23 protein-coding genes are annotated in these 24,846 nt (G+C 42.9%); 8 read left to right on the top strand and 15 right to left on the bottom strand.

What is annotated here, in order from left to right; all coding sequences use genetic code 11:
- Positions 1-20: 20 nt before the first annotated feature.
- From BM736_RS08285 to BM736_RS08245, 9 genes are all read right to left on the bottom strand, one after another.
- Entirely contained in the window at positions 21-521 is a 501-nt protein-coding gene (locus BM736_RS08285) for an SRPBCC family protein (protein WP_076410791.1), read from the bottom strand.
- Between the two features lie 275 nt (positions 522-796).
- Positions 797-2,269, bottom strand: coding sequence for a ribosome biogenesis GTPase Der (gene der, locus BM736_RS08280; protein WP_076410789.1), 1,473 nt, complete (start codon positions 2,267-2,269; stop codon positions 797-799).
- A gap of 159 nt (positions 2,270-2,428) precedes the next feature.
- A complete protein-coding gene (bamB, locus tag BM736_RS08275) occupies positions 2,429-3,616 on the bottom strand; it encodes an outer membrane protein assembly factor BamB (RefSeq protein WP_076410787.1) in 1,188 nt (395 codons plus the stop codon).
- 10 nt (positions 3,617-3,626) lie between these two features.
- Positions 3,627-4,247: a tetratricopeptide repeat protein gene (locus BM736_RS08270; protein ID WP_076410785.1), complete on the bottom strand. Its 621-nt coding sequence runs from the start codon at positions 4,245-4,247 to the stop codon at positions 3,627-3,629.
- Between the two features lie 13 nt (positions 4,248-4,260).
- Positions 4,261-5,535, bottom strand: coding sequence for a histidine--tRNA ligase (gene hisS / locus BM736_RS08265; protein WP_076410782.1), 1,275 nt, complete (start codon positions 5,533-5,535; stop codon positions 4,261-4,263).
- 159 nt (positions 5,536-5,694) lie between these two features.
- Positions 5,695-6,810, bottom strand: coding sequence for a flavodoxin-dependent (E)-4-hydroxy-3-methylbut-2-enyl-diphosphate synthase (gene ispG, locus BM736_RS08260; protein WP_076410779.1), 1,116 nt, complete (start codon positions 6,808-6,810; stop codon positions 5,695-5,697).
- A gap of 63 nt (positions 6,811-6,873) precedes the next feature.
- On the bottom strand, positions 6,874-7,842 hold the full coding sequence (locus tag BM736_RS08255; protein ID WP_076410776.1) for a RodZ domain-containing protein: 969 nt from the start codon (positions 7,840-7,842) through the stop codon (positions 6,874-6,876).
- Entirely contained in the window at positions 7,842-8,630 is a 789-nt protein-coding gene (gene pilW, locus BM736_RS08250; RefSeq protein WP_076410775.1) for a type IV pilus biogenesis/stability protein PilW, read from the bottom strand. The genes BM736_RS08255 and pilW overlap by 1 nt, the downstream gene beginning before the upstream one ends.
- A 31-nt stretch (positions 8,631-8,661) precedes the next feature.
- A complete protein-coding gene (locus BM736_RS08245; protein ID WP_076410773.1) occupies positions 8,662-9,783 on the bottom strand; it encodes a bifunctional tRNA (adenosine(37)-C2)-methyltransferase TrmG/ribosomal RNA large subunit methyltransferase RlmN in 1,122 nt (373 codons plus the stop codon).
- Positions 9,784-10,060: 277 nt separating this feature from the next.
- On the opposite strand from BM736_RS08245, the gene BM736_RS08240 reads away from it, so the two are divergent.
- The gene (locus BM736_RS08240) at positions 10,061-11,161 is read left to right on the top strand and encodes a CNNM domain-containing protein (RefSeq protein WP_076410772.1); all 1,101 of its coding nucleotides are present in this window, start codon (positions 10,061-10,063) and stop codon (positions 11,159-11,161) included.
- Between the two features lie 116 nt (positions 11,162-11,277).
- Positions 11,278-13,032 (top strand): bifunctional UDP-sugar hydrolase/5'-nucleotidase, encoded by a 1,755-nt coding sequence (locus tag BM736_RS08235; protein ID WP_076410770.1) that lies wholly within the window; start codon positions 11,278-11,280, stop codon positions 13,030-13,032.
- A 6-nt stretch (positions 13,033-13,038) separates the two neighbouring features.
- On the opposite strand, the gene BM736_RS08230 is transcribed toward BM736_RS08235, so the two are convergent.
- Positions 13,039-13,938, bottom strand: a complete 900-nt coding sequence (locus BM736_RS08230; RefSeq protein ID WP_076410768.1) for a LysR family transcriptional regulator — start codon at positions 13,936-13,938, stop codon at positions 13,039-13,041.
- Between the two features lie 136 nt (positions 13,939-14,074).
- On the opposite strand from BM736_RS08230, the gene BM736_RS08225 reads away from it, so the two are divergent.
- Together BM736_RS08225 and BM736_RS08220 are read left to right on the top strand one after the other, a co-directional pair.
- Complete coding sequence (locus tag BM736_RS08225) at positions 14,075-14,521, top strand: DoxX family protein (protein ID WP_076410766.1); 447 nt, start codon at positions 14,075-14,077, stop codon at positions 14,519-14,521.
- Between the two features lie 25 nt (positions 14,522-14,546).
- On the top strand, positions 14,547-15,242 hold the full coding sequence (locus BM736_RS08220; RefSeq protein ID WP_076410763.1) for a pirin family protein: 696 nt from the start codon (positions 14,547-14,549) through the stop codon (positions 15,240-15,242).
- Between the two features lie 51 nt (positions 15,243-15,293).
- Here BM736_RS08220 and BM736_RS08215 read toward each other — a convergent pair whose 3' ends face one another.
- From BM736_RS08215 to BM736_RS08205, 3 genes are all read right to left on the bottom strand, one after another.
- Positions 15,294-15,806 (bottom strand): GNAT family N-acetyltransferase, encoded by a 513-nt coding sequence (locus tag BM736_RS08215; protein ID WP_076410761.1) that lies wholly within the window; start codon positions 15,804-15,806, stop codon positions 15,294-15,296.
- 154 nt (positions 15,807-15,960) lie between these two features.
- Positions 15,961-16,263 (bottom strand): NrfJ, encoded by a 303-nt coding sequence (locus BM736_RS08210; protein ID WP_076410759.1) that lies wholly within the window; start codon positions 16,261-16,263, stop codon positions 15,961-15,963.
- Between the two features lie 186 nt (positions 16,264-16,449).
- The gene (locus BM736_RS08205) at positions 16,450-16,674 is read right to left on the bottom strand and encodes a DUF3820 family protein (protein ID WP_076410757.1); all 225 of its coding nucleotides are present in this window, start codon (positions 16,672-16,674) and stop codon (positions 16,450-16,452) included.
- A 607-nt stretch (positions 16,675-17,281) separates the two neighbouring features.
- Between BM736_RS08205 and BM736_RS08200 the strand changes: the two genes are divergently transcribed.
- From BM736_RS08200 to BM736_RS08185, 4 genes are all read left to right on the top strand, one after another.
- Positions 17,282-18,025: an AAA family ATPase gene (locus BM736_RS08200; RefSeq protein WP_076410754.1), complete on the top strand. Its 744-nt coding sequence runs from the start codon at positions 17,282-17,284 to the stop codon at positions 18,023-18,025.
- Positions 17,985-18,437, top strand: coding sequence for a CopG family transcriptional regulator (locus BM736_RS08195; protein ID WP_076410752.1), 453 nt, complete (start codon positions 17,985-17,987; stop codon positions 18,435-18,437). The genes BM736_RS08200 and BM736_RS08195 overlap by 41 nt, the downstream gene beginning before the upstream one ends.
- Before the next feature lie 240 nt (positions 18,438-18,677).
- Complete coding sequence (locus BM736_RS08190) at positions 18,678-19,502, top strand: M90 family metallopeptidase (protein WP_076410750.1); 825 nt, start codon at positions 18,678-18,680, stop codon at positions 19,500-19,502.
- Between the two features lie 129 nt (positions 19,503-19,631).
- Positions 19,632-20,192: a nuclear transport factor 2 family protein gene (locus BM736_RS08185; RefSeq protein WP_076410748.1), complete on the top strand. Its 561-nt coding sequence runs from the start codon at positions 19,632-19,634 to the stop codon at positions 20,190-20,192.
- Between the two features lie 85 nt (positions 20,193-20,277).
- On the opposite strand, the gene BM736_RS08180 is transcribed toward BM736_RS08185, so the two are convergent.
- On the bottom strand, positions 20,278-21,750 hold the full coding sequence (locus BM736_RS08180) for an HDOD domain-containing protein (protein ID WP_076410747.1): 1,473 nt from the start codon (positions 21,748-21,750) through the stop codon (positions 20,278-20,280).
- A 476-nt stretch (positions 21,751-22,226) separates the two neighbouring features.
- Entirely contained in the window at positions 22,227-23,876 is a 1,650-nt protein-coding gene (gene aceB, locus BM736_RS08175) for a malate synthase A (RefSeq protein WP_076411166.1), read from the bottom strand.
- Between the last annotated feature and the right edge of the window lie 970 nt (positions 23,877-24,846).

Here is a 24,846-nt window from a genome sequence, read left to right as displayed (position 1 = left end):
TCTTACCTAGATGCTGTCATTTAATCTAGCAAAAGAGCTGGCGCTAAATTGGTCGGAAGCTCACTGCCAATATTCTTGCCAGTAAAAGCGTGATGGGCTAAACCTGAAAGTAATTTCTTTTGAACACCTTTCATCACTGAGCGCATCATTAATCCCAATAAAGCCCCTATTAGGCCGTACTTTACTTTGTACGTCATATACATAGAAACTTCACAACTGGTTTCGCTCAGCTTTATCACCTTAAAGCCTGCATACATGGTCTTCATCGGCATCGTAAATTCTGTAAGCACCACTTTAAAGCTCGTGCCTGCTTCATATTCTATTATTTCTTCAACCACACTGGTGTCATCATAAAACTGACAATGACGTTTAGCTGATAAGCCTGAACGTTTATCACCGATAATCGGGGAGCTTTTAACACCGATACTAAACTTCTCGACCCCAGCAAAATCATCCAATATCCCCCAAACCTTTTCTGCTGATACGTTCATTTTTACCGCAGTGCTAACTTGATGCTCCATGCCACTATTTCCATTTAATTTATGATGGTTAGGAGTATGTCATAGCACTACTGACAGCATTATGTCAGTAGGTGTCACTGAGTATGAAGGGAATGGCACAGCGAAAGAGGAAGAGCCCCTCCTCTACCTCGTGTGGCCGGGGAAAAGCACTTCCATGTACAACCCCCCTCCTGCTACCTCCTGTAGCCCGGGGATAAGCACTTCCATGTGCAAAAAAGCCAGCTTAGATGACTAGGCTGGCTTTTATAGGTAAACGTGATTATAGAGAGTAGAGTCTATTTCTTATCTTTGTCTCGGATGTGCGAGATCATACGCTTACGACGACGCTCTTGGCTGACTGTTAGCTTCTTGCTATTCATCCCTTCAAACGGGTTGCCACCATCTTGGAAACGCACCTGAATTGGTGTGCCCATCACTTTCAATGAACGACGGTAGTAATTCATCATAAAGCGTTTGTACGAATCAGGGAGTCGCTTAACCTGATTACCGTGAACAACCACGATTGGTGGGTTGTAACCACCGGCATGGGCATATTTAAGCTTAACTCGGCGACCATTCACCAATGGTGGTTGATGGTCATCCTGAGCCATCTGCATGATACGAGTTAGCATAGAAGTACTGACGCGACGTGTAGCACTGTCATACGCTTCTTCAACTGACTCATAAAGATGGCCAACACCTGTTCCATGTAGCGCTGAAATAAAGTGAATACGCGCAAAGTCGATAAAACCTAAACGACGGTCAAGTTCACTCTTAACACGATCTTTAATCTCTTGATCGATACCGTCCCACTTGTTGACAGCAATAACCAGTGCACGTCCTGCGTTCAATGCAAAACCTAACAGACCAAGATCTTGCTCTGAGATACCTTCTCGCGCATCGATGATCAGTAGTACTACGTTACTGTCTTCTACCGCTTTTAGCGTCTTAATGACCGAGAACTTCTCAACAGTCTCATGAACCTTGCTACGACGACGTACACCAGCTGTATCGATAAGCACGTATTCACGCCCCTCTCGCTCCATCGGGATGTAGATACTGTCGCGCGTAGTACCAGGCTCATCATAAACAACGACACGCTCTTCACCTAAAATTCGGTTCGTCAGTGTCGACTTACCCACATTTGGCTTACCAATAATGGCAAGCTTAATAGGCAGGTCTTGTAAGCGCTTTTGCTCAGCTTCCGCTTCCTCTTCAGTGTACTCACGCTCTTCTTCATTCTCTTCGCCTTCACCGTCACGGTTAAGGCCAAGGGCTTCAGCATAAGGGGCGAGTGCATACTCAATCATATTGGTTACGCCGCGACCTTGCGCTGCAGCCATTTGATAGATTTCACCTAAACCTAACGCCCAAAACTCAGCACACGCTGAATCAGCATCAATACCATCGACCTTGTTAGCAACGACAAAGGTAGTTTTTTCACGGCGACGAAGGTGCTCTGAAATCGCTTGATCGGCAGCAGTTAGACCCGCTCTAGCATCAGTTAAGAAGAGTACTACGTCAGCCTCTTCGATAGCCGCCAGAGATTGCTCAGCCATGTGAGTCTCAATCCCCTCTTCGGTACCATCGATACCACCGGTATCCACTACGATAAACTCGTAGCCAGAAAGATGAGCTCGGCCATATTTACGATCCCGAGTTAGCCCAGGAAAGTCGGCCACCAAAGCATCTCTGGTGCGCGTAAGGCGATTAAATAGGGTCGACTTACCTACATTGGGTCGCCCAACAAGGGCCACAACTGGAATCATTTTTTTGCCTCTAATCAACTATTTCAAAAACTATTAAATATAAATAATGCACGTTTCGCCTACATTTTCAGGTCAAATAGACGTGCATTTTTCAACAACACTTAACACAAAAAGCCCCCGGAACAACTTCCGAGGGCTATTTATCAATTCAGATAAAGCTTACGGAAGCGTTATTCTAGCAACTTTTCCATCGCGAGTCTGAACATATATATTATCACCTACGACCAAAGGTTTGCTAAACAAGCCAGAGCCATCAACTTGAACTCTTCCGACAAGCTCGCCTGTCGACCTATTTAGAAAGTGTAGATAACCTTCGAAGTCACCGACAACTAAATACTCTTTATAAGTGGCCGCTGATGTCAAAGTACGGTTAGTCAGCTCGGTATTGCTCCAGCTTTCTAAACCATTACGTCTGTCAACAGAGTAAATTCGACTGTGATCATCGACAAGGAACAAATTAACACCAGCACTTGCAAGCTCATGGAAACTTGAATATTTACGTGTCCAAACCACACGGCCTGTTCTTAGCTCCATTGACACTAAGTTACCGTTATAACTTACAGCGTACAGGTTTTCACCGATGATCAATGGCTGCATATCGATATCAGCCATACGAGTAAACTCGTTACCACCTTTTGGCGTATAAATCGCTTGTTCCCAAGCTGGTTGACCGTTGTTTTTGATAACAACAGCTATTTTACCATCAGCCGTGCCAACGAAAAATCCACCAGACTCATACGCAGCAGAACCAGTACCACGAAGGGTTAAGGTCGGTAGCTTTGACTCATATGCCCAAAGTTTTTCTCCGTCATCGATTTTAAACGCTTCAAGCGTTCCAGAGCTGGTGCTCACCACAACAACATCTTCAGCTACCGTGGGTGCAGAAAGCAGTTCACCGCCTGCAATAACAGACCACTTAGTATCACCAGTTTCAGCATCTAAAGCGCCAAGTAAGCCACTTTCACCACCAATAAACAGCATATCCCTTGCAGCTGTTACACCAGCAGCAAGCTTTGCACCTTTATTTTTAGCTAAGATATTATCTTTAAAAGCTGAACTAAAATCTTTGTTCCAAACTTTCTCACCTGTTGCTTCGTCAAAAGCAACGACTTGACCATAACGATCGGCAACAAAAAGTTTGTCGTATCGAGCAGCAGGACGAAGACGCGAGTAGTAATCCCCGACGCCATTGCCAACGCTTGCACTCCAAGTGACTTCAGGAAATACCGATGCCGTCAGTTCAGGTAAAGGACTGATTGGTTCCTCTTCAACATCACTAGATGAACAGGCAGATAACAGGCCGATACTCAGACCACATGCGAGTAGTGTTTTGCACCAAGACTTCATGGGCGTTTCCTTATGCCTTATTTAAATTGTCTAGCTTCATCTGCAGCGCAGGGCTTGCAGTCACGCCACCACCATTAACAGCCGCTTGATAAGCAGCTTTAGCCTGCTCTTCGTCGCCTTTACGCACATAGAAATCACCTTTAAGCTCATCTCTTTGCGCAGTAAATGCAGGATCAGATACCTGCTCTAATGTTGTGATAGCCGTTGCAACTTGCCCTTGTTCAGCTTGAACACGCGCTAAACGCATAGTCGCAACCATAACCAGACCTTTATCAGCAGAAGAAGCTACAACACTTTTTAGTGTCGCTTCTGCTTTTTCTAAGTCACCCGCTTCAACAGCAGCTTTAGCGACAAGCAGCTCTAGCAGAGACTGATAACCTTTTTGGCTATGGTCTTTAGCAAAGTTCTCAGCAGCAGTAAGCATACTGCTATCTGTTAAGTAACCGGCACTAACAATTTGAAAAGCTTCCGATGCTGACTCAGCTTGAGCCACTTTATGATCTGAATAGTAGTTCCAGCCGAATAGGCCGCCTAGACCAACCACAGCGCCCACAACTACTGAGCTACCATAATCTTTCCAGAACTGTTTGATAGCATCTACTTGTTGTTCTTCTGTGCTATAAATTTCCACGTATTCTTCCTCTCTAAATCAGTTCTGCAATATAAGTTGCCAACTCATCACGGGCAACCAATTCTTGTTCTTTCTTCTCACGCAGATATTTAATCGCTACCTGGTTATTGGCTAATTCATCTTCGCCAATCACTAAGGCAACAAAAGCACCACTTTTATCTGCACGCTTCATCTGTTTCTTAAAGTTACCGCCACCACAATGGCTCATCACTCGCAAGTTCGGCACTTGGCTTCTCAATGATTGAGCTATTTTAATCGCTTCGACTTTACAGGCATCGCCCATCGCAGTGACATAAACATCTACAGTGGCAGGAATATCTTTAGTCAGCTCTAAGGTTTCCAGCATTAAAACAATGCGTTCAAGGCCCATAGCAAAACCAACAGCGGGGGTATTTTTACCCCCTAACTGCTCAACTAACCCGTCGTAGCGACCACCTGCTAAAACAGTACCTTGAGCACCTAAGCTTGAGGTAACCCATTCGAAAACTGTGCGGTTATAATAATCTAATCCACGCACTAGACGAGGATTGATGACGTATTTGATGCCAACGGCGTCTAAGAGTTCACATAAATATGAAAAATGTGTGCGAGACTCTTCACCAAGGTAGTCGGTCAACTCAGGAGCATCTGTTAACAATGCCTGAACTTCAGGGTTTTTCGTGTCTAATACGCGTAGAGGGTTGGTGTACATACGACGCTGACTTTCTTCGTCTAATTGCTCTTTAAACTGCTCTAAGTAAGCAATCAGAGCCTCTCTATAAGTGGCGCGTTCAGCAGGATCACCTAAGGTATTAAGCTCTAGCGTCACATGATCAGTGATACCAAGCTTTTCCCATAAGCGCGCAGACAGCATCAGTACTTCAGCATCAACATCAGCAGTGCCAATACCGTAAACTTCTACACCAAACTGATTAAACTGACGGTAACGACCTTTTTGAGGGCGTTCATGCCTAAACATTGGTCCCATATACCAAAGACGCTGCTCTTGGTTATAAAGTAATCCATGCTCGTTGCCCGCACGTACTGTTGAGGCTGTACCTTCTGGACGAAGTGTTAGGCTATCACCGTTTCTGTCGTCAAAAGTGTACATCTCTTTTTCAACGATATCGGTGACTTCGCCAATCGAACGCTTAAAAAGATCAGTACTCTCTACGATAGGAGTACGGATCTCGCTATAACCATAAGCACTTACGGTTTCACGTAGTACGCTTTCTAGTTTTTGCCATAGAGGGCTTTGGGATGGCAGAATGTCATTCATTCCGCGAATCGCTTGGATCTGTTTTGCCACGATTTAGACTCGTCCGATTTAGCTATAAAAATTAAAAAATGTCCCGCAGTATATCCCGCAGGGCAGTATTATCAAACTCAAAACTGTTAATTTGCAAACTGTCGATACCAAAAAGCAGATTTAGCAAGCATGTTTGCTAAATCTGCTTATGAGAAAGGACTATTTGCTTAGGTCTTTCGCTGGGATTCTGTCATTAATGATAGAAGCTTTGGCTCTGATTTTTGCTTCAAGTGAGTCAACGATATTATCGTTATCAAAACGCTCTTTTTGCCTCACCCCATCATCAAAGTAACCACTCTTGCGATTACCTCCAGTAAGGCCAATATCGGAAACAAGCGCTTCACCTGGGCCGTTAACCACACAACCAATAATAGAAACATCCATAGGGGTAACGATATCTTCTAAGCGCTCCTCTAATGCATTAACTGTGCTGATAACATCGAACTCTTGACGAGAACATGATGGGCAGGCAATAAAGTTGATGCCACGTGAGCGAATACGTAACGACTTAAGGATATCAAAGCCGACTTTAATCTCTTCCACAGGATCTGCGGCTAACGAGATGCGCAGGGTATCACCGATGCCTTCTGCCAAGAGCATACCAAGCCCGACGGCAGACTTTACCGAACCAGCTCTAGCGCCGCCTGCCTCAGTAATACCTAAGTGCAGTGGTTGTACTATCTGTTTAGCCAATAAGCGGTATGACTCTACGGCAAGGAACACATCAGATGCTTTAACACTGACCTTAAATTGTTCAAAGTTAAGTCTATCGAGAATATCGACATGACGCATAGCGGATTCAAGTAAGGCCTCGGGTGTCGGCTCCTTGTACTTATCCATCAAATCTTTTTCTAAAGAGCCACCGTTAATACCGATCCGAATTGGGATATTCTTATCACGCGCGCAGGCAACGACATTACGGATACGATCTTCACTGCCAATATTACCTGGATTGATACGTAGACAATCAACACCATATTCAGCCACTTTAAGGGCAATACGGTAATCAAAGTGGATATCTGCAATTAGCGGGACATTGGTTTGCTGCTTAATCAATTTAAACGCGTCAGCCGCATCCATCGTAGGGACTGAGACACGTACTATATCTGCTCCAACGTTTTCAAGTGCGCGGATCTGAGCCACGGTCGCGTCAACATCTGTAGTGCGAGTATTAGTCATCGACTGTACTGCTATCGGAGCACCATCACCAATAGGCACATCACCGACATAGATACGGGTAGAAGCACGTCTTTTAATTGGAGTTTCATTGTACATCTTAATTACTCTATCTCTTTTGTCGCCTAAGCAACAAAATCTAATGTGGATTCAAAAATTGATTTAGCCTGCAAATGGCAATGTTAAACGCGCAACACGTCCGCTAGGGAAATCAGCTAAGCTAACGGCTTTGCCGTCCAGCTCTATATTGACAGATTGCGGTGCACCAAGTGTCAGCTTAAATGGTGCAGCCCCTGACAGATTAAGCTTACTACCTGCACGCTTTAGATCGTTCACTAAAACTTTACCGCTCGAATCGGTAATATTTATCCAGCAGTCGCCATTCAGGTCAACCATTAATGCCGACAAAGTGCTTTCATCTGCCACATGAGTGGTAACCTCAGCGCTTGGCGTTTCTACTAAAATAGGTTCTACCAAAGCAGCTTCATTGGATGACGATACACCTTGGCTTACATCACCTTTAAGGTTTTCATCATTAGCTTCAGCTTCGTGATCAAAAACAGACGCTACTGATGGTAGCGCTACGCTTGCTTGCTCTACTGTTTCTTGTTCTGCTGTAACTTGGCGCTCTGTCGAGCTTGAGGAATCAGCAATCTCTTCGACGGTAGGCATAGAGATGTCTGTTGAAGAGAGAAGATCTGACTTCTGTACCCACCAGACCACCAGCAGTGCTAATAAAATAAACCCAATCAAATACGTCACAAACATCAACCTGCCATCTCTGGCTTGTCGTGTCGTCTTACGTGAAAAACTTTGCATTTGTGGATCGACAGCTTGAGGGAGTTGTATTGCTAGGCAACGCTTTATTGCAGCTTGATCGGCTTGGACTATGCGTGCGAAGTTTTTCACATAGCCTTTGACATAAGTGGGAGACGCAATTTCATCGAACCTATCGGCTTCGATATCGGTCACAATGCAAGGTCTAAGGTGCAGCTGCCCTGCAACGTCAGCAACACTGGCTCCCATTGCGAGTCGAGCTTGCTGTAAAAGTGACCCGATAGTTTCTGACTCGGGCGCATCTATTTGATTATCGGCTTCGTCCTGTAGCGTATCGATCTGTTTTTTAGTCATTATTGCATACTGGCTCGATATTGCTTGGCTTCGACTGATGCGGGGAACTTGGCTAAAAGTAAAATACCAAATTTTCTTGCTGCATCAAGATCGTTTAGGCCCTGCTCAATTTTTATTCCCAACGTTAAACTCTCAGCGGACTCAGCAACCACTCTATGGTAACGAGCGAGTTGGGCTCGAGCATTACTATAGTCACCGGTTTCAACGTCGATCTCGGTTAATTCAATTAAAGACACTTGCCTTCTTGGGTCATATCGCAATGCCATACCGAAGTATTCTTGCGCTTTTTGTAACTGACCTGCTTTGCGACTGCAGATACCTAAATTTTCGTAACTGGCTGCAGCCCGTGTATATGCTGGCATTTTTATCGCTTTCAAAAATACCTTTTCAGACTCTGCGTATTTCTTCTGCTGGCAAAGAAAAACACCAAAGTTGTTCATGCCATCACCTGTGGCATCGCTGCTATTTATCGCTTTACGATAATAGGTTTCAGCATTATCTAGCTCGCCTACGGTTTGATAGTAGTAAGCCATAGAAACATTAACATCTTCTATATTCGGTGCAAACTCTATCGCTTTATTCAGGTTAAATTTTGCCTGCGCACTATTACCTTTTTTTAAATATGTGAGGCCGAGCTGAGCTCTTTGTCTTGCAGCGGCGACATTATCAAAGCTACGTTCCGCTACAGGCGTTTCGGTACCGCTGTAAACTTCTTGGCTCACGCATCCTGTCAACAAGCTTGTTGACAGAACGAGTACTGAAGTTATTTTTAGCAATCCTTGCATCATTAGCAAGCCTATCTTTCAAAAATTCAGAGAGTTAGTTTATTGTGACCGAAATTTGACTATCTTGCATGCGTTTTTTCGCTAAACGCTTAGTTCTGTCTCTAATATCCCCTGCAAGCTGTCCACAAGCGGCATCAATGTCATCACCTCGTGTCTTCCTCACTATGACTGTTAAGTCATATTCCATTAACACTTTAGAGAAGCGATCAATACGTGAATTAGAAGAGCGACCATAAGGAGAACCAGGATAAGGGTTAAATGGAATTAAATTAACCTTACATGGTGTATCTTTCATCAACTTAGCAAGTTCATGGGCTTGGTCGGTGCTGTCATTAATATGATCGAGCATGACATACTCAACCGTTACGCGGCCACGGTTAGCGTTAGACTTAGCAATATAACGTCTAATACCCGCTAAAAATTCCTCAAGAGGATACTTTTTATTGACAGGAACAAGCACATCACGCAGTTCATCATTGGGGGCATGAATGCTCACAGCCAGAGCAACGTCAAGCGCATCGCCTAACTTATCTAGTGCAGGAACCACACCAGAGGTTGACACTGTCACTCGTCTTTTCGATAAACTAAAACCGAAATCATCAAGCATGATATCCATTGCTGGGATCACGTTTTTAAGGTTGAGAAGTGGCTCGCCCATTCCCATCATCACGACATTGGTAATAGGACGTTCACCCGTCTCTTTAACAAATCCGATAAAATCAGCAACTCGCCAGATCTGACCAACGATTTCAGCAACCGTTAGGTTACGGTTAAATCCTTGCTGAGCCGTAGAACAGAAAGTACATTCGAGCGCACAACCTACTTGTGATGATACGCATAAGGTCGCACGGTCGCCTTCTGGAATGTAGACGGTTTCAACTTCTTGTCCATCACCTACATTGATTGCAAACTTGATGGTGCCATCATTAGACTTTTGATAGCTTGAAATTTCAGGGGCGACAATCTCACAACGCTGTGAAAGCTTGGCACGCAGTGCTTTATTGATATTAGTCATCAACTCGAAGTCACTGACACCGAAATGGTATATCCACTTCATCAGTTGATCAGCGCGGAATGGTTTTTCACCCATCTCGGTGAATAACGCTCTTAACCCTTTACGGTCAAGATCCAATAAATTGATCTTCTTCTCACTCATTTTAACTAACCTCAACACTTAAACTGTTCTAATGCCTATCACAGGGCGGCGAATTATACAGATTATCGGCTGTTTTAGCTAGTCACACCGAATTTAGCAAGGATACGCTAAATGAACATTAATTAATCAAACAACCAATTCTGTTACGAAAAATAGCCCCTTGATGACTTTAGTTACAAAAGGAGAGAGAAAATCACAATCTCTATCTCTTGATGTGGGTCAGGGTTATGCTAGAATTCCATTGGGCTAATATCGGTCCGTCATTGTAAATCCTTAAATGATCACCCTCATTATTATTGTAGCAGTCGCTATTGGAGTCTCCTTTCTCTGTAGTGTCTTTGAAGCCGTTTTACTTTCTGTAACGCCTAGCTACATTGCAAACTTAACTCAATCAAACCCGGAAGCTGCAAAACGACTTGGCCAACAAAAAGAAAATGTTGAGTCTCCACTCGTTTCTATTCTGACACTCAATACAATTGCCCATACTGTCGGTGCTGCTGTTGCTGGTGCTCAGGCTGCAAAAGTATTCGGTAGTGAAATGTTGGGTGTCTTTTCGGCAGTACTGACCTTTTTGATCCTGTTTTTCTCTGAAATTATCCCTAAGACCTTAGGGGCTAACCATTGGCGAAAACTCGCACCATCAGTGTCAACAGCGCTACTTTGGATGGAACGAATCACTAAGCCACTGATCTGGATGTCGATGCAGGTTACTCAGCTTCTAGGCAAAAGCGATGACGGTCAATACATTCGTCAAGAGATGAGTGCAATGGCTAAAATTGGCCATGAATCTGGTGAGCTCGATGAACAAGAATCTAAGATTCTGACTCAAATGCTGACAGTTAAAGAGATGCCAGTTACCGCCATTATGACGCCAAGAACCGTGATGTTTAGCCTGCCTAGCGCTATGTCTCATGAAGAGTTTGCACGTAAACATAAAGCCTCTCCGTTCACCAGAATTCCCATTTTTAATGAAGACCCTGATGATGTCATCGGCTTTATTAATCGCAATGAAATTTTGCTGGCTGAACGTAGAACGCCAAATGCACAGATTGGTGACTTAAAACGTAATTTAGTTATCGTGCCTGAAACCGCTAAAATATTGCCACTGTTTCAGCTACTAATAAAACGAAATACTAAAATTGCCATGGTCGTCAATGAGTATGGTACAGGTGAAGGCATAGTAACCTTAGAAGATATTATTGAGTCTCTGCTTGGATTAGAGATTGTCGATAGTAATGACCCTGTAACAGACATGCAGCAGTTAGCGCGAAAGCGCTGGGAACAGCGTATGAATGAAAAAGGGATCAGGCTCTCTGATGACGGTGAATTTGAATCTTACCTTGAGACGCCTAAAAGCGACTCATCACAGGCTAACTAGTTAGCTATCGGTATAATAGCTTTACACTTCGTCATAAAAGGGAAACATAAGTTTCCCTTTTTTATTGTCAAATAGGTGGTAAAATCTCCGGCCGCATTAAGGTAGATAAGAAATAGATGGCATCAAGTTACTCACTCAAGCTCGCACATATCAATGACACCCATTCACATTTCGAACCCAGCCGTGTCAAGTTTTCAATTAGCCATGCTGGTAAAAAATATGAAGTTTATAGTCATACAGGCGGCTGTGCGCGTATCGCTTATCAAGTTAAGCAAGCACGGACTTTAGCTGAAAGTCAGCAGCAGGTATTTCTATTTCTACATGCAGGAGATACCTTTCAAGGGACCCTTTACTTTAGTCAGTTTAAAGGGTTAGCCAATGCCCACCTTTTAAATGAACTGCAACCTGATGCTATGGTGTTAGGAAACCATGAAATTGATGCTGGGAACGCGCCTGTACTTTCGTTTTTAAATAATATTGAGTTTCCATTACTCGCAGGCAACATGGATCTGAGTCAGGAAGATCCGAGTAAAGAGAGCCCAATGCGGGGGCACCCTAATCTACTTGATTACGATAGCGACTCAGCAACGGCTAAGGTGCTTTTTAAGCCACTTGGTGATAAAAAGTTGGCAATTATTGGGATCACGTTAGATCAGATGGCATCGATTGCCCGTCCCGATCCCGATACCCACTTTATTGATGCTATTGCAACGACTCGACGTACTATCGCCAAGTTAAAGTCTCAAGGGGTCGATCATATTGTTTTACTTAGCCACCTAGGCGTAATTCAAGACAGAGTCATTGCCGATAAAGTCGATGGTATTAGCCTTATCGTAGGTGGGCATACACACACGCTCCAAGGCGATTTTGAGCAACTTGGACATAGTGCCACCCCTTATGCAGAGCGCGTCAATAACACACCAATCTTACACGCAGGCAAACATGCTGAAACCATAGGGCTTGCAGATATTGAATTTAATGCCCAAGGTGAAGTCACACAGATAAATGGTCACAACTTCTTTATGCTAGACCAGCAATTCATTATCGAATCGGAAGATGAAGTATTTGCTGACGAGTACCAGGCAGTAAAAGATATTGTGACAAACCACCCTGGATGCTTAGGCCCTGAAGAAGATGCAGATATAGCGCAGATAATTGCAACGCATTACCGTCCGGCCATCGATGCACTCGATAGCCAAGTGCTAGGTTTTGTTCCAAGAGACCTCATTCATACTCGCCTACCCAGTAAAGCACTGCCTCATGGCAGTGAAATTGCTCCTTGGGTATGTAAAAGCATCTACCATGAAGCTAAAAAACGTCACCCTCAGGTAAATTTCGCCCTGCATAATGCCGGCGGTATTCGCCAGTCTCTCAATAAGGGCTCTATTTCATTGGCTGATGTTATCGGTCGTTTATTACCCTTTGAACTCCCTTTGGTACAGTATCAAATATTAGGTGCCCACCTCTTTGAGGCCATTGAGTCAGCAATTAACTCCGCCACGAATAACAGTGTTACCGGAACAGGTGCTGGCAGTTTCCCCTATACCTATGGACTTAAATACTGCTATGACGGCCGTAGACCACTTGGGCAGAGGATCTTATCGCTAGAGGTGATCTGTCACTCAGAGAGTGAAGAGCAATGGCACAAGGTTCAACGTGATAAACATTACTATGGTGTTTCATCTGCTTATACCGCTTCAGGCAAAGAGGGCTACCAGCCATTACTGAAAGCGCAATGGCAAAAAGCGATTGAAGATCTCACCTTACCAGCAGCTTTCATCCGCTTTATTGAGAGCAAGCAATCGTTAGAGCAAGAGTTGTCACCCCAAATCACCTATACGAGCCATCGAGAGGCGAGCGCAAACAATTAAGCAATTTTAATGGGGCGTCAGCCCCCAATCTCGTTGAGCTAACCGTTCAACAAACCAGCGCAGTGCTTTGCCCTCCTCATTTCGTCGCCAAGCAATACATAGAGGTTGTGGGTGTCGTTCACGCTCTGTTTGGCGCACAACAAGGCTTTCTGACTCCAACTCTGCTGCTATCATGTGCTTTGGCAAAAATCCGACACCTACTCCTAGCTCTTGTGCCTTAATCTTACTTGCCATGCTCTGCACTCGTATCACCTGTCGACTCTCAAAAATCCCAGAAGAACGCTCAGCAAGAGTGACTGAAGTATCAGCCACAACAACTGATGGATAGCGCAGAAGATCTTCATTAGTGATGAGGCGATTGGCTGCTAGAGGGTGATCAGGTGCTATCGCAAAAACAAACTCCATGATGCCAATGGATTGTAATTGATATTCGCCTTTCGGTCTGTCCTCAACCACCCCCACAGCAATATCCGCCCTGCCACTATGTAACGCATCCCAGCCGCCTCCAAGTGATTCATCAAGTATCGAAACAGCGACTTGCTTACCCAGCCGAGTAAATACACCCACCTCTTTAAGCAAAGGTAATTCGCTCAATACCGTATCTTTAGCGATCACTAACTTTGGCTCCCAGCCGGTGGATAACTGATGTACAGCCTCCTCCAATTGAATAGCCGCAGCTAATATCTCCCTCCCCTGACTTAACACCAAGCGGCCAGCAGGGGTTAATACAGCACGTTGCCCACTTCTGTCAAAAAGCTTGACCTTAAGATCGGATTCTAAACGCTTCATCGTGTAAGTCAGCGCTGATGGCACCTTGTACAAAGACTCTGCGGCCGATGAAAAGCTACCTTTTGTTTCAATTGCATCAAGCACTTTTAATGCATCTAATGTGATCAAGGAAGACATGCCACCACCAGTTCAATTTATTTGAATACAGAGGTCAAAATGTTCCGATTTTGTTCACTTAAAGTCAAGAGTAAGCTTAAGTACAAGCATTAAGTTAAGCCTTAATACATGTAATAAATTCATTTAGGAGATAAACATGAAGTCAAATATCTACAAACTGATTAACTCTGAAACAAGTTTCGCCACGTTAGCCTTAAGGATACCAATAGGCATTATCTTTATGGCACACGGCGCCCAAAAGCTTTTTGGCTGGTTTGGTGGTTATGGCTTAGAAGGCACAGGTCAATGGATGGATTCTATTGGGTTAGGGCCTGGTTACCTTATGGCTCTACTAGCAGGTAGTAGCGAGTTTTTCGGTGGTCTCATGATCTTAATCGGATTAGCAGTAAGACCTACAGCGGCCGTACTTGCTTTTACTATGCTGATTGCCATCTTTTCTGTTCACTTCAGTAATGGTCTATTCATGTCCAATAATGGCTATGAGTTTGGCCTCGCACTATTAGCCGCATCGATATCATTAATGATATCTGGAGCTGGTAATTTATCCGCCGATCGACAGTTAATTAAAGCCATTAAGCTTTAGAAAATAACGAGAGAAGGAGTTAGACATGCTTGATATAAGAGTTAGTAGCCAAAGAGGCAGAGGAAAGTTTAGCTGGCTAGACAGTAAACATAGCTTCTCATTTGCTGATTATTACGATGCTAATCGAATGGGCTTTGCGTCACTCAGGGTCATCAACGACGATACCGTTTCACCAGGGGCGGGTTTTGATACTCATGGTCACAGGGATATGGAGATAATTAGTTATGTTACACAAGGGGAGATAATACACAAAGATAGTCAAGGTCATCACCAGCGGTTACCTGCAGGTGAGTTCCAATTGATGTCTGCTGGCAAAGGGATCTATCACAGTGAGTTTAACCCTTCTCAATCAGAATCGCTTAAATTTCTGCAGATATGGATCCAGCCTGATACTGTAGGTGGTGAGCCTAGCTACCAGCAAAAGCATTTCAAGCAAACGCAGGCTATCAAGGCAATAGTGAGCCCGACAGGTGAAAACGGCACACTGAAGATAAAACAAGATGCTTATCTTTATCGGCTGTCATTAGTGGCGCAGGAGCAAACCCGTTATGAAACAGAGCCTCAACGCAAGCTCTATGTTCATCTTATTGATGGTGAGCTTATGCTTGAAGGAAAACTGCTAAAAGCCGGAGATGGAGCAGCGATCACCAACGTTGATAAGCTCGATATAATCGCTCACAAAGAGAGTGGTGTATCAGGGCTAATATTTGATATGGCCTGACTAAAAGGAGTTAGGCTCCCCCCACTTTAACCTACAGTTTCTTACTGATATTTATTGTTGTTTACTAACAAGAGGCTTAGCCATTAGAAACCCCATGATCACTTGCCCCAGTTTTTCCTGATAACTTCTATGCTTAACGTTAAACCCGTAGTTAAGAAAAAGTGGCTTAGAGAGATGGGATGCATCGACGCTCAGTTCAGAATATCCTTGGGCTACAGCCCAGCTCTCCAGCGTTTCATAGAGTAACTTGGCAACACCTTGCCCTTGGTGTTCAGGGTGAACATAGAGGCTATCGATATAGCCCTGGGTGTAAAATCCAGTTTCAACATTTATAAAGCCACAACAGACAGGTAAGTCCCCACGCAGATAATTGGTTTCAATCACCAACCAAGATTTGGAACGTGTCATACGCTTGTGCCAATGATATCTAGACCTAGGTTTAGCCGACCAAGCTGATTTATCAGCACTCGAATATAGCGTTTCATCTATCCCATGAATAGCATCGTGAAAAAGTTGACTGATGCTTTGAGCATAAGCTGCATGATAGGGAATGACTGAATACATATCTGCTAAAGAGAAAGGGATGATAATGCTAGTTTGCTACAGAAACGTCTTTAGATAAATACAAAAATGGTGGCGATCACAAATGTAATCAAGCCACCATTTATTATGTTGAACTGAACTCAGTTGAATATGAGTTTGTTACTTTAAGCCAAGGCTACTTTTTGTCGATACGTCCAACAAACAATAGCTCATCGAAAGTACGGTCAAGTGTCTTGCTGGTGAAATCATTCATCCACATCTGCTCTTGAACAACAACGGTATCACCTTTGTTTACTTCAATTTGAGGACCAGCTGCCCAGAACGTCTTATCTGACTCTTTAATCTGAACATAGGTGTAACCACCACCGTTCATTGTATCTAGCACAGTACCTTCATGAACAACACCAGCAGCCCATGCGCTTGAGATACCTAATGCAAGTGTGGCAACTGCTGCCAATTTAATAAGTTTAGCGATCATTGCTTGTTCCTTTTTACGATGTTTATCGATTTGTTTTCGGCTTAATGAGGCTATTAAAGCATGGTGCACATAATAAATCTCTAATAGAAGTCACAAACTTCCTAGCAATAGAAAACTTTTAGAGCAAGATCTCACTATCAAATAATCATCATTAATTGGGGAACTTCCTGTAGGCTCGAGTATGAACTAACGTCGTGCTGACTTATCGAGTAAGGGCTGTAACATGCCTTCTAACCCATTTAGTTTAATCTCATACATTAAAGCAAGCTGCTCACCGAGCTTGCCTTCCGGGAAGCCTTTTGAATGAAACCACACTAAATACGGCTCAGGCAGCTCTAACAATTTTCGTCCCGCATATTTACCGAAAGGCATTTTCTGATTGATAGCATCCAACAACATCTGTTCATTCATTTCAAATAGCTCTGCAACTTTGCATGTTCAATGCATATAGGATAACCAAGAAAATCGAGTTCATAAATAGATACCTTAATTGGCAAGTCAGTGATTCATGGCATGGAGGTTAAATCCCAAAAGGTTGCCATTATCACTCAAAACACTAATAACAAATTGGAATAAGCATTTCATAAAAATACATTTTTATTAATACACCTTAATACTAATAGGTGAATAAATATTCACATTACCCCCACCAAAGCACACTATACGGTAAATATTCTAGCAGAAACCAATGTAACCAACTGATAACAAAAGAATCAGCAAGTGAATATTTACTTACTGCAAAACCAGTCAAAAAACAGGCGAAAACATTGTATTGTCAATAACTTGTCGACTACGGCATTTTGACCTAATAATAAAAAATGTCAAAAAATCATAAGGTTGACTGACTTTTAATTAGTCACTAAATTACCTTTAACGCCAGTGCTAACAAATGAATAAGTCGAGCTTGCTCAACTTATTATTCGAACTAAATAGATAATAACTGGTGCTTAACAAATAGTTGTTGGTAAACAAAGTTAATCAGAGTGTAAATTTTGGCGACTTTAGTAAGGGGAAATATATGATCATACTAGTCGGCGGCGAAAAAGGTGGCAGCGGTAAAAGCTGTTTAGCACAAAATATCGCCGTATTCTTAACTGCCGAGTGTGGCGCATCTATCATTATGGTTGACTGCGATCCACAACGAACCACGTCTGACTGGATACAAGCCAGAAATAATAACCCTGAACTGCCTAGCATCAATTGTGTTCAACTCTACGGAAAAATTCGCAATGACCTACTGAGTCTCGAACAACATTATGACTTTGTCATTGTTGATTGCGGCGGTCAGGATAACCTAGCCTTGCGTGCAACTATGTCTGTCGCTTCTCATGTGCTGATGCCACTTAGACCAAAGAGACGCGATCTAAAAACGGTAAGTCATATGGACGATATCGTCGCGACTTGTATGATGATTAACCCTAAAATGCGCGCATCGTTCGTGATAACCCAATGCCCTAGTCTACCTAACCAATCCAATCGTATCTTTGAAGCAAAAGATGTTTGCCGCACTTACGACATCAATGTACTCGACGCTATCACATATAGCAGGAATATCTATGATGACAGTGAGGAGTCGGGCCTTTCAGTCATTGAGATTGAGCCAAAAGGCAAAGCGGCTGCTGAAATGCGCGGGATAGCCTGTGAGATGTTGCAAGCTAAAGGTGCAACAGAGATCAGAAACCGTATAGCAACTACACAGATGAATAAAATGAGAGGTGACTATGGGTCTGGCCGATCTCAAGAAAAACTCTACGCGGTCTAATACCGCAGCCATCAATAAGCAGAGACCGATGCAGATGTCTCTTGAAAGTTTAATTGAAGACTTTATTGATGATGCAAGTATGTATGCTGCTGGCCAAAGCCATAATGACGATATCATGGCTGATGTTATTCAGTTACCCCACAGAGTGACCAAACAAGGTAGTGACAAGCATAGTCAAACGAATGTTAGACAAGCGATTCAGGAAAAGGCTGTACTCAAAATAAGTAAAGGCGATGAGCCATTCAGAAAGGCAACATTTACCTTAAGTGAGTCTGCTATTTCTCACCTGGCCGAAATAGCCAGTGGATGTGATATTGCGAAGTCCAAGTTAATTCGTTTTCTGATCGAACATCATTACTCCCTTGATGAAGACGAAAGAAAGCAAAAGGAAGCGTCGATTATCGTCGACTAAGCAATGAATATTGAGGCAAATTGCTAACCCTTTAATCGCTAGTAATGATATTAAACAACCAAAGCGCTACAAACCGTTTCTCCCAACCTTAGCTGACAGCTTACTTTTCCCAAAGAGTACTTTCCGGGCTGTCAGCATTTTTTGTTCAGTACACCCAATATAAGGCAGATACTTTTATTAGATTGAAATTATGCCAATCAACCCCTATGTAATATATTAGGAATTGATAAAGGGTATTTTATGATCGGTATTTTATTAGTCAGCATCATCGCAATAGCAAGCATAACTTGGATTGCCTCCAGCCGTTGGCGCAGTGAGCGTCGCCGTCAGCAAATTAAGCAGCAAGCCTTTCCCAAAGCATGGCGTGCCATTTTAAAAAAACGCATGCCATACTTTCGTTTACTCCCAGCCGATCTACAGTTACAGCTAAAAAAACATATTCAGATTTTTATCGCTGAAAAGGAGTTTGTCGGCTGTGATGGCATCAAAATAGATGATGAAATCCGTATCACAATTGCAGCGCAAGCCTGCTTACTTCTGCTTAATCGCTCTACAGATTTTTACCCTAACCTTAAACAGATATTGGTCTACCCCTCAGTCTTTTTCGTCAATAACCAAGAGCACAAAAGCGGCGGTGTGATCAGCGAACGTCAACGTATTCTCTCTGGTGAGTCTTGGCAAAATGGCAAAGTTATCCTCTCTTGGCAAACCGCACAAGCAGATGCTGCAAACCCTATCGACGGCAGTAACGTCGTTATTCACGAGTTTGCTCACCAGCTCGATCAAGAAGATGGTAATGCTAATGGTGCGCCGATCCTAGATAATGTCAGTGATTACTCACATTGGTCGAAAGTGCTGAGTGAGGAGTTTGCAGCACTCCAACAACACGCTAAGTACAATACCCCCACACTCTTTAGTTATTATGGTGCAACTAATCCTGCTGAATTTTTCGCCGTGGTCACAGAGGTATTTTTTGAACGACCCAAAGAGGTCTATCAATATCACAGAGCACTTTATAAAGAGCTCAGCCAATTTTTTAAACTCGATCCTGTTAATTGGCACTAACTATAAATGCTAATCCTATCTAGAAGGGACGGTTTGATGACCTTGTGTTAGAACAATTAATGCTGTTTGTATGTATGATACGACTAACTCTAAAAATAACACTAATTCTGAGAAATCATGAGGTAAACAATGGCGAAAAGTTTTTCTTATAAAGCGGCAAAAAACAGGTGGAACATACCACTGGCTATAATCACGTCTCTTGCCTTTACTACCTCGTACGCTTATGCCAACGAAACCAATGAAACCAATGAAACGCAAGTTAATCCAATGACTAATACCTCAGTCATTGCTTACCCAGAAGCTAATGCCGTCTTAGACCAACTGCACCGAGCTGCCAGCTTAGCAGATTGGGAGGTATATTTTAGCTTATATCTGCCAGATGCTGTTTTTATCGGTACTGATGCGACAGAACATTGGGGCATGACTGAGTTTGAAGGGTATGCCCGGCCGACCGACGGTTGGACATACGAACCTAAGTCGCGAACTTTAATATCCGCTTATACACAGCACAAAGATCAAGTGCTGATGTTTGACGAGCTATTAGACAGTGCTTCATACGGACTAAGCCGAGGCACAGGAACCTTAATCAAGACTGATAAAGGTTGGAAAGTCGCGCAATATCACCTTAGCTTTCCCATTCCGAATGAGATTGCAAAAGAGATAACCACACGCATAAAATCAAAAATGTAAGCCTAAGGTATGAGCTCTTAAGGGTTTGCATTCTTAAAGGAATAAGGTATGAGCTTGATAAAGGCTCATACCTCAAAAAATTCTCTTAATGCCCCATTGCCGCGCCCAAGCATACATTGGCTAACTCTGTAAAATGAGTAAAATTATCAAACTCACCCTGATTGAATTTTCTCTGAGAACTATCTCTATCGGCGTAAAACATGCCAATCACTTTCTGATCAATTATTAAAGGCGCTATCATAAAACCTGTTGCTGATGTTTTATTTTTAAGCTCGTCATCCATATAAAGACGCCACTTAGGAGAAACAGGATCATCAACAAACATTGGCTGTTTTAGCTCTATACAATCACAGAAAAGACATTGAGGTTGCTCTAAGGTGATAATAAACTCACTTTTCATCTTCTCAGCACCTTCGCCAAGTGCAATCCTTGGCTGCAAGCGTTTGCGATTAGGTGATAGAAGTAAAACCCCGCAACGATCTACTCCAACGCCCTGCAATACCCCTTCCAGACAAATGGTGATCACCTGATTAAAGTCGGCCTTGCTTACAGCACAATGAGTCAGCTCTCTGAGCTTTTTAAGCTGTATCGTCATATCAGGCATTCGCACGATAGGTGCATTGATCTCTGCTTCAAGATCTTTTCTCAGGTGCTTGGGGTCGGGTAAATAATCGACCAACACCTTTGCACCGTAGGCTTCAGCAAGCTTCTTAGTTGCATTACTGCAGCGAACCATACGCCCCTTTAGTTCATCGACTTCAATATCTAGCATATTGGCGGCTTGCTTGAGCCTATGTTGTAACTCTTCAGGTGCAGGATTTTCTCTTGCTAGTATTTCGCTTATCTCATTAGCTAAAAAGATACTACGGATCTCAGGCGTGCGGGTATCAGGATTGCTCAATGACTTAAGCAGCACATCGCCCAATCCCCAGCTTCGAGCAATACCCAACGAGAGTTTATTAAAGGAGGTACCTAACATCTCTCGAATAACGGCTTTCTCCTCTTTACTATCTGTACAGCTTTCCATTGAAGCATCTAACGCGATGGCTTCTTCACTGCCAATACTCCAAAAAGCACTCTCACCGAGGTGATACAGAAGCGATGCTATAAACACCTCCTCTTGCAACTCCTCATCATGATCTCTTAGCATCATTTTTGCGAGCATAGCGGCTTGAAATGCACGGGCCATTAATTTAATAAGCCGCTGATACACAGGCTCTGATAAACCTTCAGATTCAAGCAGACTGCTGAGCAATTTAGCGGTTATACAGATATTACGTATGGTATCGAAACCAAGGACCACAGTGGCACGACTGACTGTCGTCACTTGGCTTTGGCCTTTACTATAAGTTGCACTATTTGCCACTCTTAATATCCGAGAGGTCAGTGCATTGTCGTGCATCACGCTCTTCCCCAGTAAACCGAGTGAAGAAACGTCATCTTTAGCTAGCTTCTCTAATGTTTTAACAGTAGAGCATAATGCCGGCATCTCCTGATCGCTGATGCGTTTGGTCCAGTAATCGACTCCCTTCGATTTAACCTGAGATTGAGTCTGCATTGTGGCCTTAACGTGATTTTATTTTGACAAATGACAGCATAGCTATCCCCTAAATAACATCTAATGCAGTCTTAAACTGCAACTATCTAAAGTATAGGCATAAATTTTTATAACATAATTAATACAAGCTTTACCAATAAAGATAGTTTATCTAAAGAGATAATTAATAACAGCCTAATTTGTAGGCGGTTACCTCTATACAAGGGGTGTTAAGGTCGAATTGAGGGATAAAATAATGCCTGTTTTTAACGCTTAAGCAAACTTAAAAATTCAATAAAAAAATGCGGCTCTATTGAGCCGCAAACACAAGCAAACATTGTCGTAGCAATGTCTAGGTAAAGCGAGGTGCACTCATTGGTACTCTGTGCAGTATTAGTAAGAAAAACCCATGCAGCACGTAGGAATACTGCACGGGGGACAACGGCTGCAAAGCAGCAAATTGAAAATAGATTAACTTATGAGTCTCTTTATTAGGCTTAAGCTGTTAACAGGTCATATCCAGGTTGAGTGAGAAAATCAACCAGTTCATCTGCTGTTGTTATCTGGGTAAACAGCTCTGCAGCCTCAACATACCTGCCATTAGCAAAAGTAGACTCTCCCACCTCTAACATAATATTGCTCATCTCCTCCTTGAGCATTTGAGTAAACAGCGATTTAGTTACTTGCTCACCGCTAGATAACTTCTCCTTATGTTTAATCCATTGCCAGATGGCAGTACGGCAGATCTCTGCGGTAGCCATATCTTCCATCAAGCCATAGATTGGCACACAAGCATGACCTCTGAGCCAAGCCTCAATGTATTGCACCGCTACGCGAATATTCAGCCGCATCCCAACCTCAGTACGCTCACCATCACATGCTTTTAGTAACTCTTGAGATCGTATGGGGCCGTCAACATCTCGAGTAATATGCAACTGATTGCAGTAACCTTCACCGATATATTGGTTAAACACTGCTAACGCTGTTTTTGCTAAGCCAGGATGCGCTATCCAAGTGCCATCATGTCCATTTCGAGCTTCTAGCTCTTTATCACGACGTACTTTATCTAATACTGTTTGATTAGTGTGTTCATCTTTTGTAGGAATTAATGCTGCCATGCCCCCCAAAGCCAATGCGCCCCGCTTATGGCAAACCTTCACTAACAAGCGTGAATAAGCACTTAAAAAGTCTTTATCCATGGTGATAGATTGTCTTTGTGGTAAAGCAAACTCACTGTGGTTTTTGAGGGTTTTGATATAACTAAAGATATAGTCCCAGCGCCCACAGTTAAGTGCGACAATATTTGAACGAAGCTCAAACAAGATCTCTTCCATCTCGAATACGGCCGGAAGCGTCTCAATTAAGCAGGTACATTTTATTGTTCCAGGCTGTAAACAGAAGCGCTCCTCAACAAAGGCAAATACCTTTGCCCACCAACGTGCTTCGAGATGACTTTCAAGTTTTGGAATATAAAAATAGGGGCCACTACCTTTACTGAGCAGTTGCCGATAGTTGTTGTGGAAAAACATAGCAAAATCGAATAAAGCTGCCGGTATGCTGGAATTAGCAAACTCCACATGCTTTTCAAGCAGATGTAGCCCTCTAATTCGACAAACTAATACAGCAGGATCATCTTCTAATTTATAATTTTTACCTGTTTCAGGCTGGGTATACTCAATGTCCCCTCTAACTGCGTCACGTAGATTTATCAGCCCTTGAACAAGCTTACTCCAGCTAGGTGCAAGCGAATCTTCAAAGTCAGCCATAAATACTTTTACGTCGGCATTCAACGCATTGATGATCATCTTACGGTCAACGGGGCCAGTGATCTCCACTCGCCTATCAGTTAAGTCATCAGGGATACCTCTGATCTGCCAGCTCCCCTCCCTCACTGATTTTGTGTTAGCTAAAAAGTCAGGCAACACACCTGAGTCAATCTCAGCTTGCTTATCTTCTCGTAACTTTAATAGCTGAGGAATATCCGCTGAAAAATGATCACACAAAAGAGATAACAAGCTCAGTGAGCCTTCAGTAAAAATAGCTTCTTGCCCATTAACATGGTCACCGACAATTTTAAGCCCTGCAGGTTTTACACTATCGCTATTCAAACTATCTTGCTTCTGCGATAGTGAAGATTCGGCAGCCATTGTGGCAATATCATTATCTTCAATTGCAAATGACGTTGAGTTAGAAGCAGAAAGAGCCGTGGCTGAAAGCGCCTGCATCGGCTCCCCCACATCTAAACGTCTAAATTTTGGCTGATGCTTTATCGCTTCACATGTTTCATGCGTCATTTTACTTCCCTCAGTATTTTCAACATAGATTGCAGACTGACCCCAAGCTAAACCCCGGCAACCTGTGATCTTGCAATCAAATATGTCTGCTTTTGAACAAAACCTACTCAGTTAGTATTCAGTTTGCAATGCCCAAGCATTACAAGCGGTCCGATTAAAGCAGGTCATAAAAACAGTGACAATGGCAAAAACAACACCAACCACAAAGAATAAAGTTATTTAAATACAGTTAATTACAAAATCCTTCAAACAAGTAACACATTTATATTTTTAACTTGTCAGACAAATTGACCACAGCACTTAAGCTAAAACCAGTTACGTAATAAAAAACCACATCGGAACATAAACTTTACATTAGACTTGTAGGTATTACTCACCAGTCAATAACGGCTTTGTTTATCACTTACCCTAAAGGAATATTAAAAAAATACGTATTTTCAGATATTTATATAACAGTAGAATCAAGACGAATTAAAACGACCGTTTAACTATTACCTTGACGTAAAGGTTAGCAAACCACCAACAGCTGTTAACAGAGGTTTAACAAAACTGTTTTTTGTATGTCGATCAACATGCAAAAAAACATTGGTTCAAGAGGAAAAAATTTACTAATCGACGAATATTTCAGCGACTGAACTCAGATGACAAGTAAAGAATGGGCATGCCACGCTAGGCAGTAACATAAAAATGCTGATAGATTTACGGGCGAGGAGGTAATAACAAGGAAGGGATATTATCGCTCACTTGAGAAGGCTAGCATCAGAGAACTAACTTAAGAGAACTAACTTAAGAGGGCTAACTTGAGAGGCTCTGAAATCACCTG

Source organism: Shewanella sp. UCD-KL12, assembly GCF_001957125.1.
Classification (GTDB): Bacteria; Pseudomonadota; Gammaproteobacteria; order Enterobacterales; family Shewanellaceae; genus Shewanella.
This window is presented reverse-complemented; position numbering and strand designations above follow the sequence as displayed.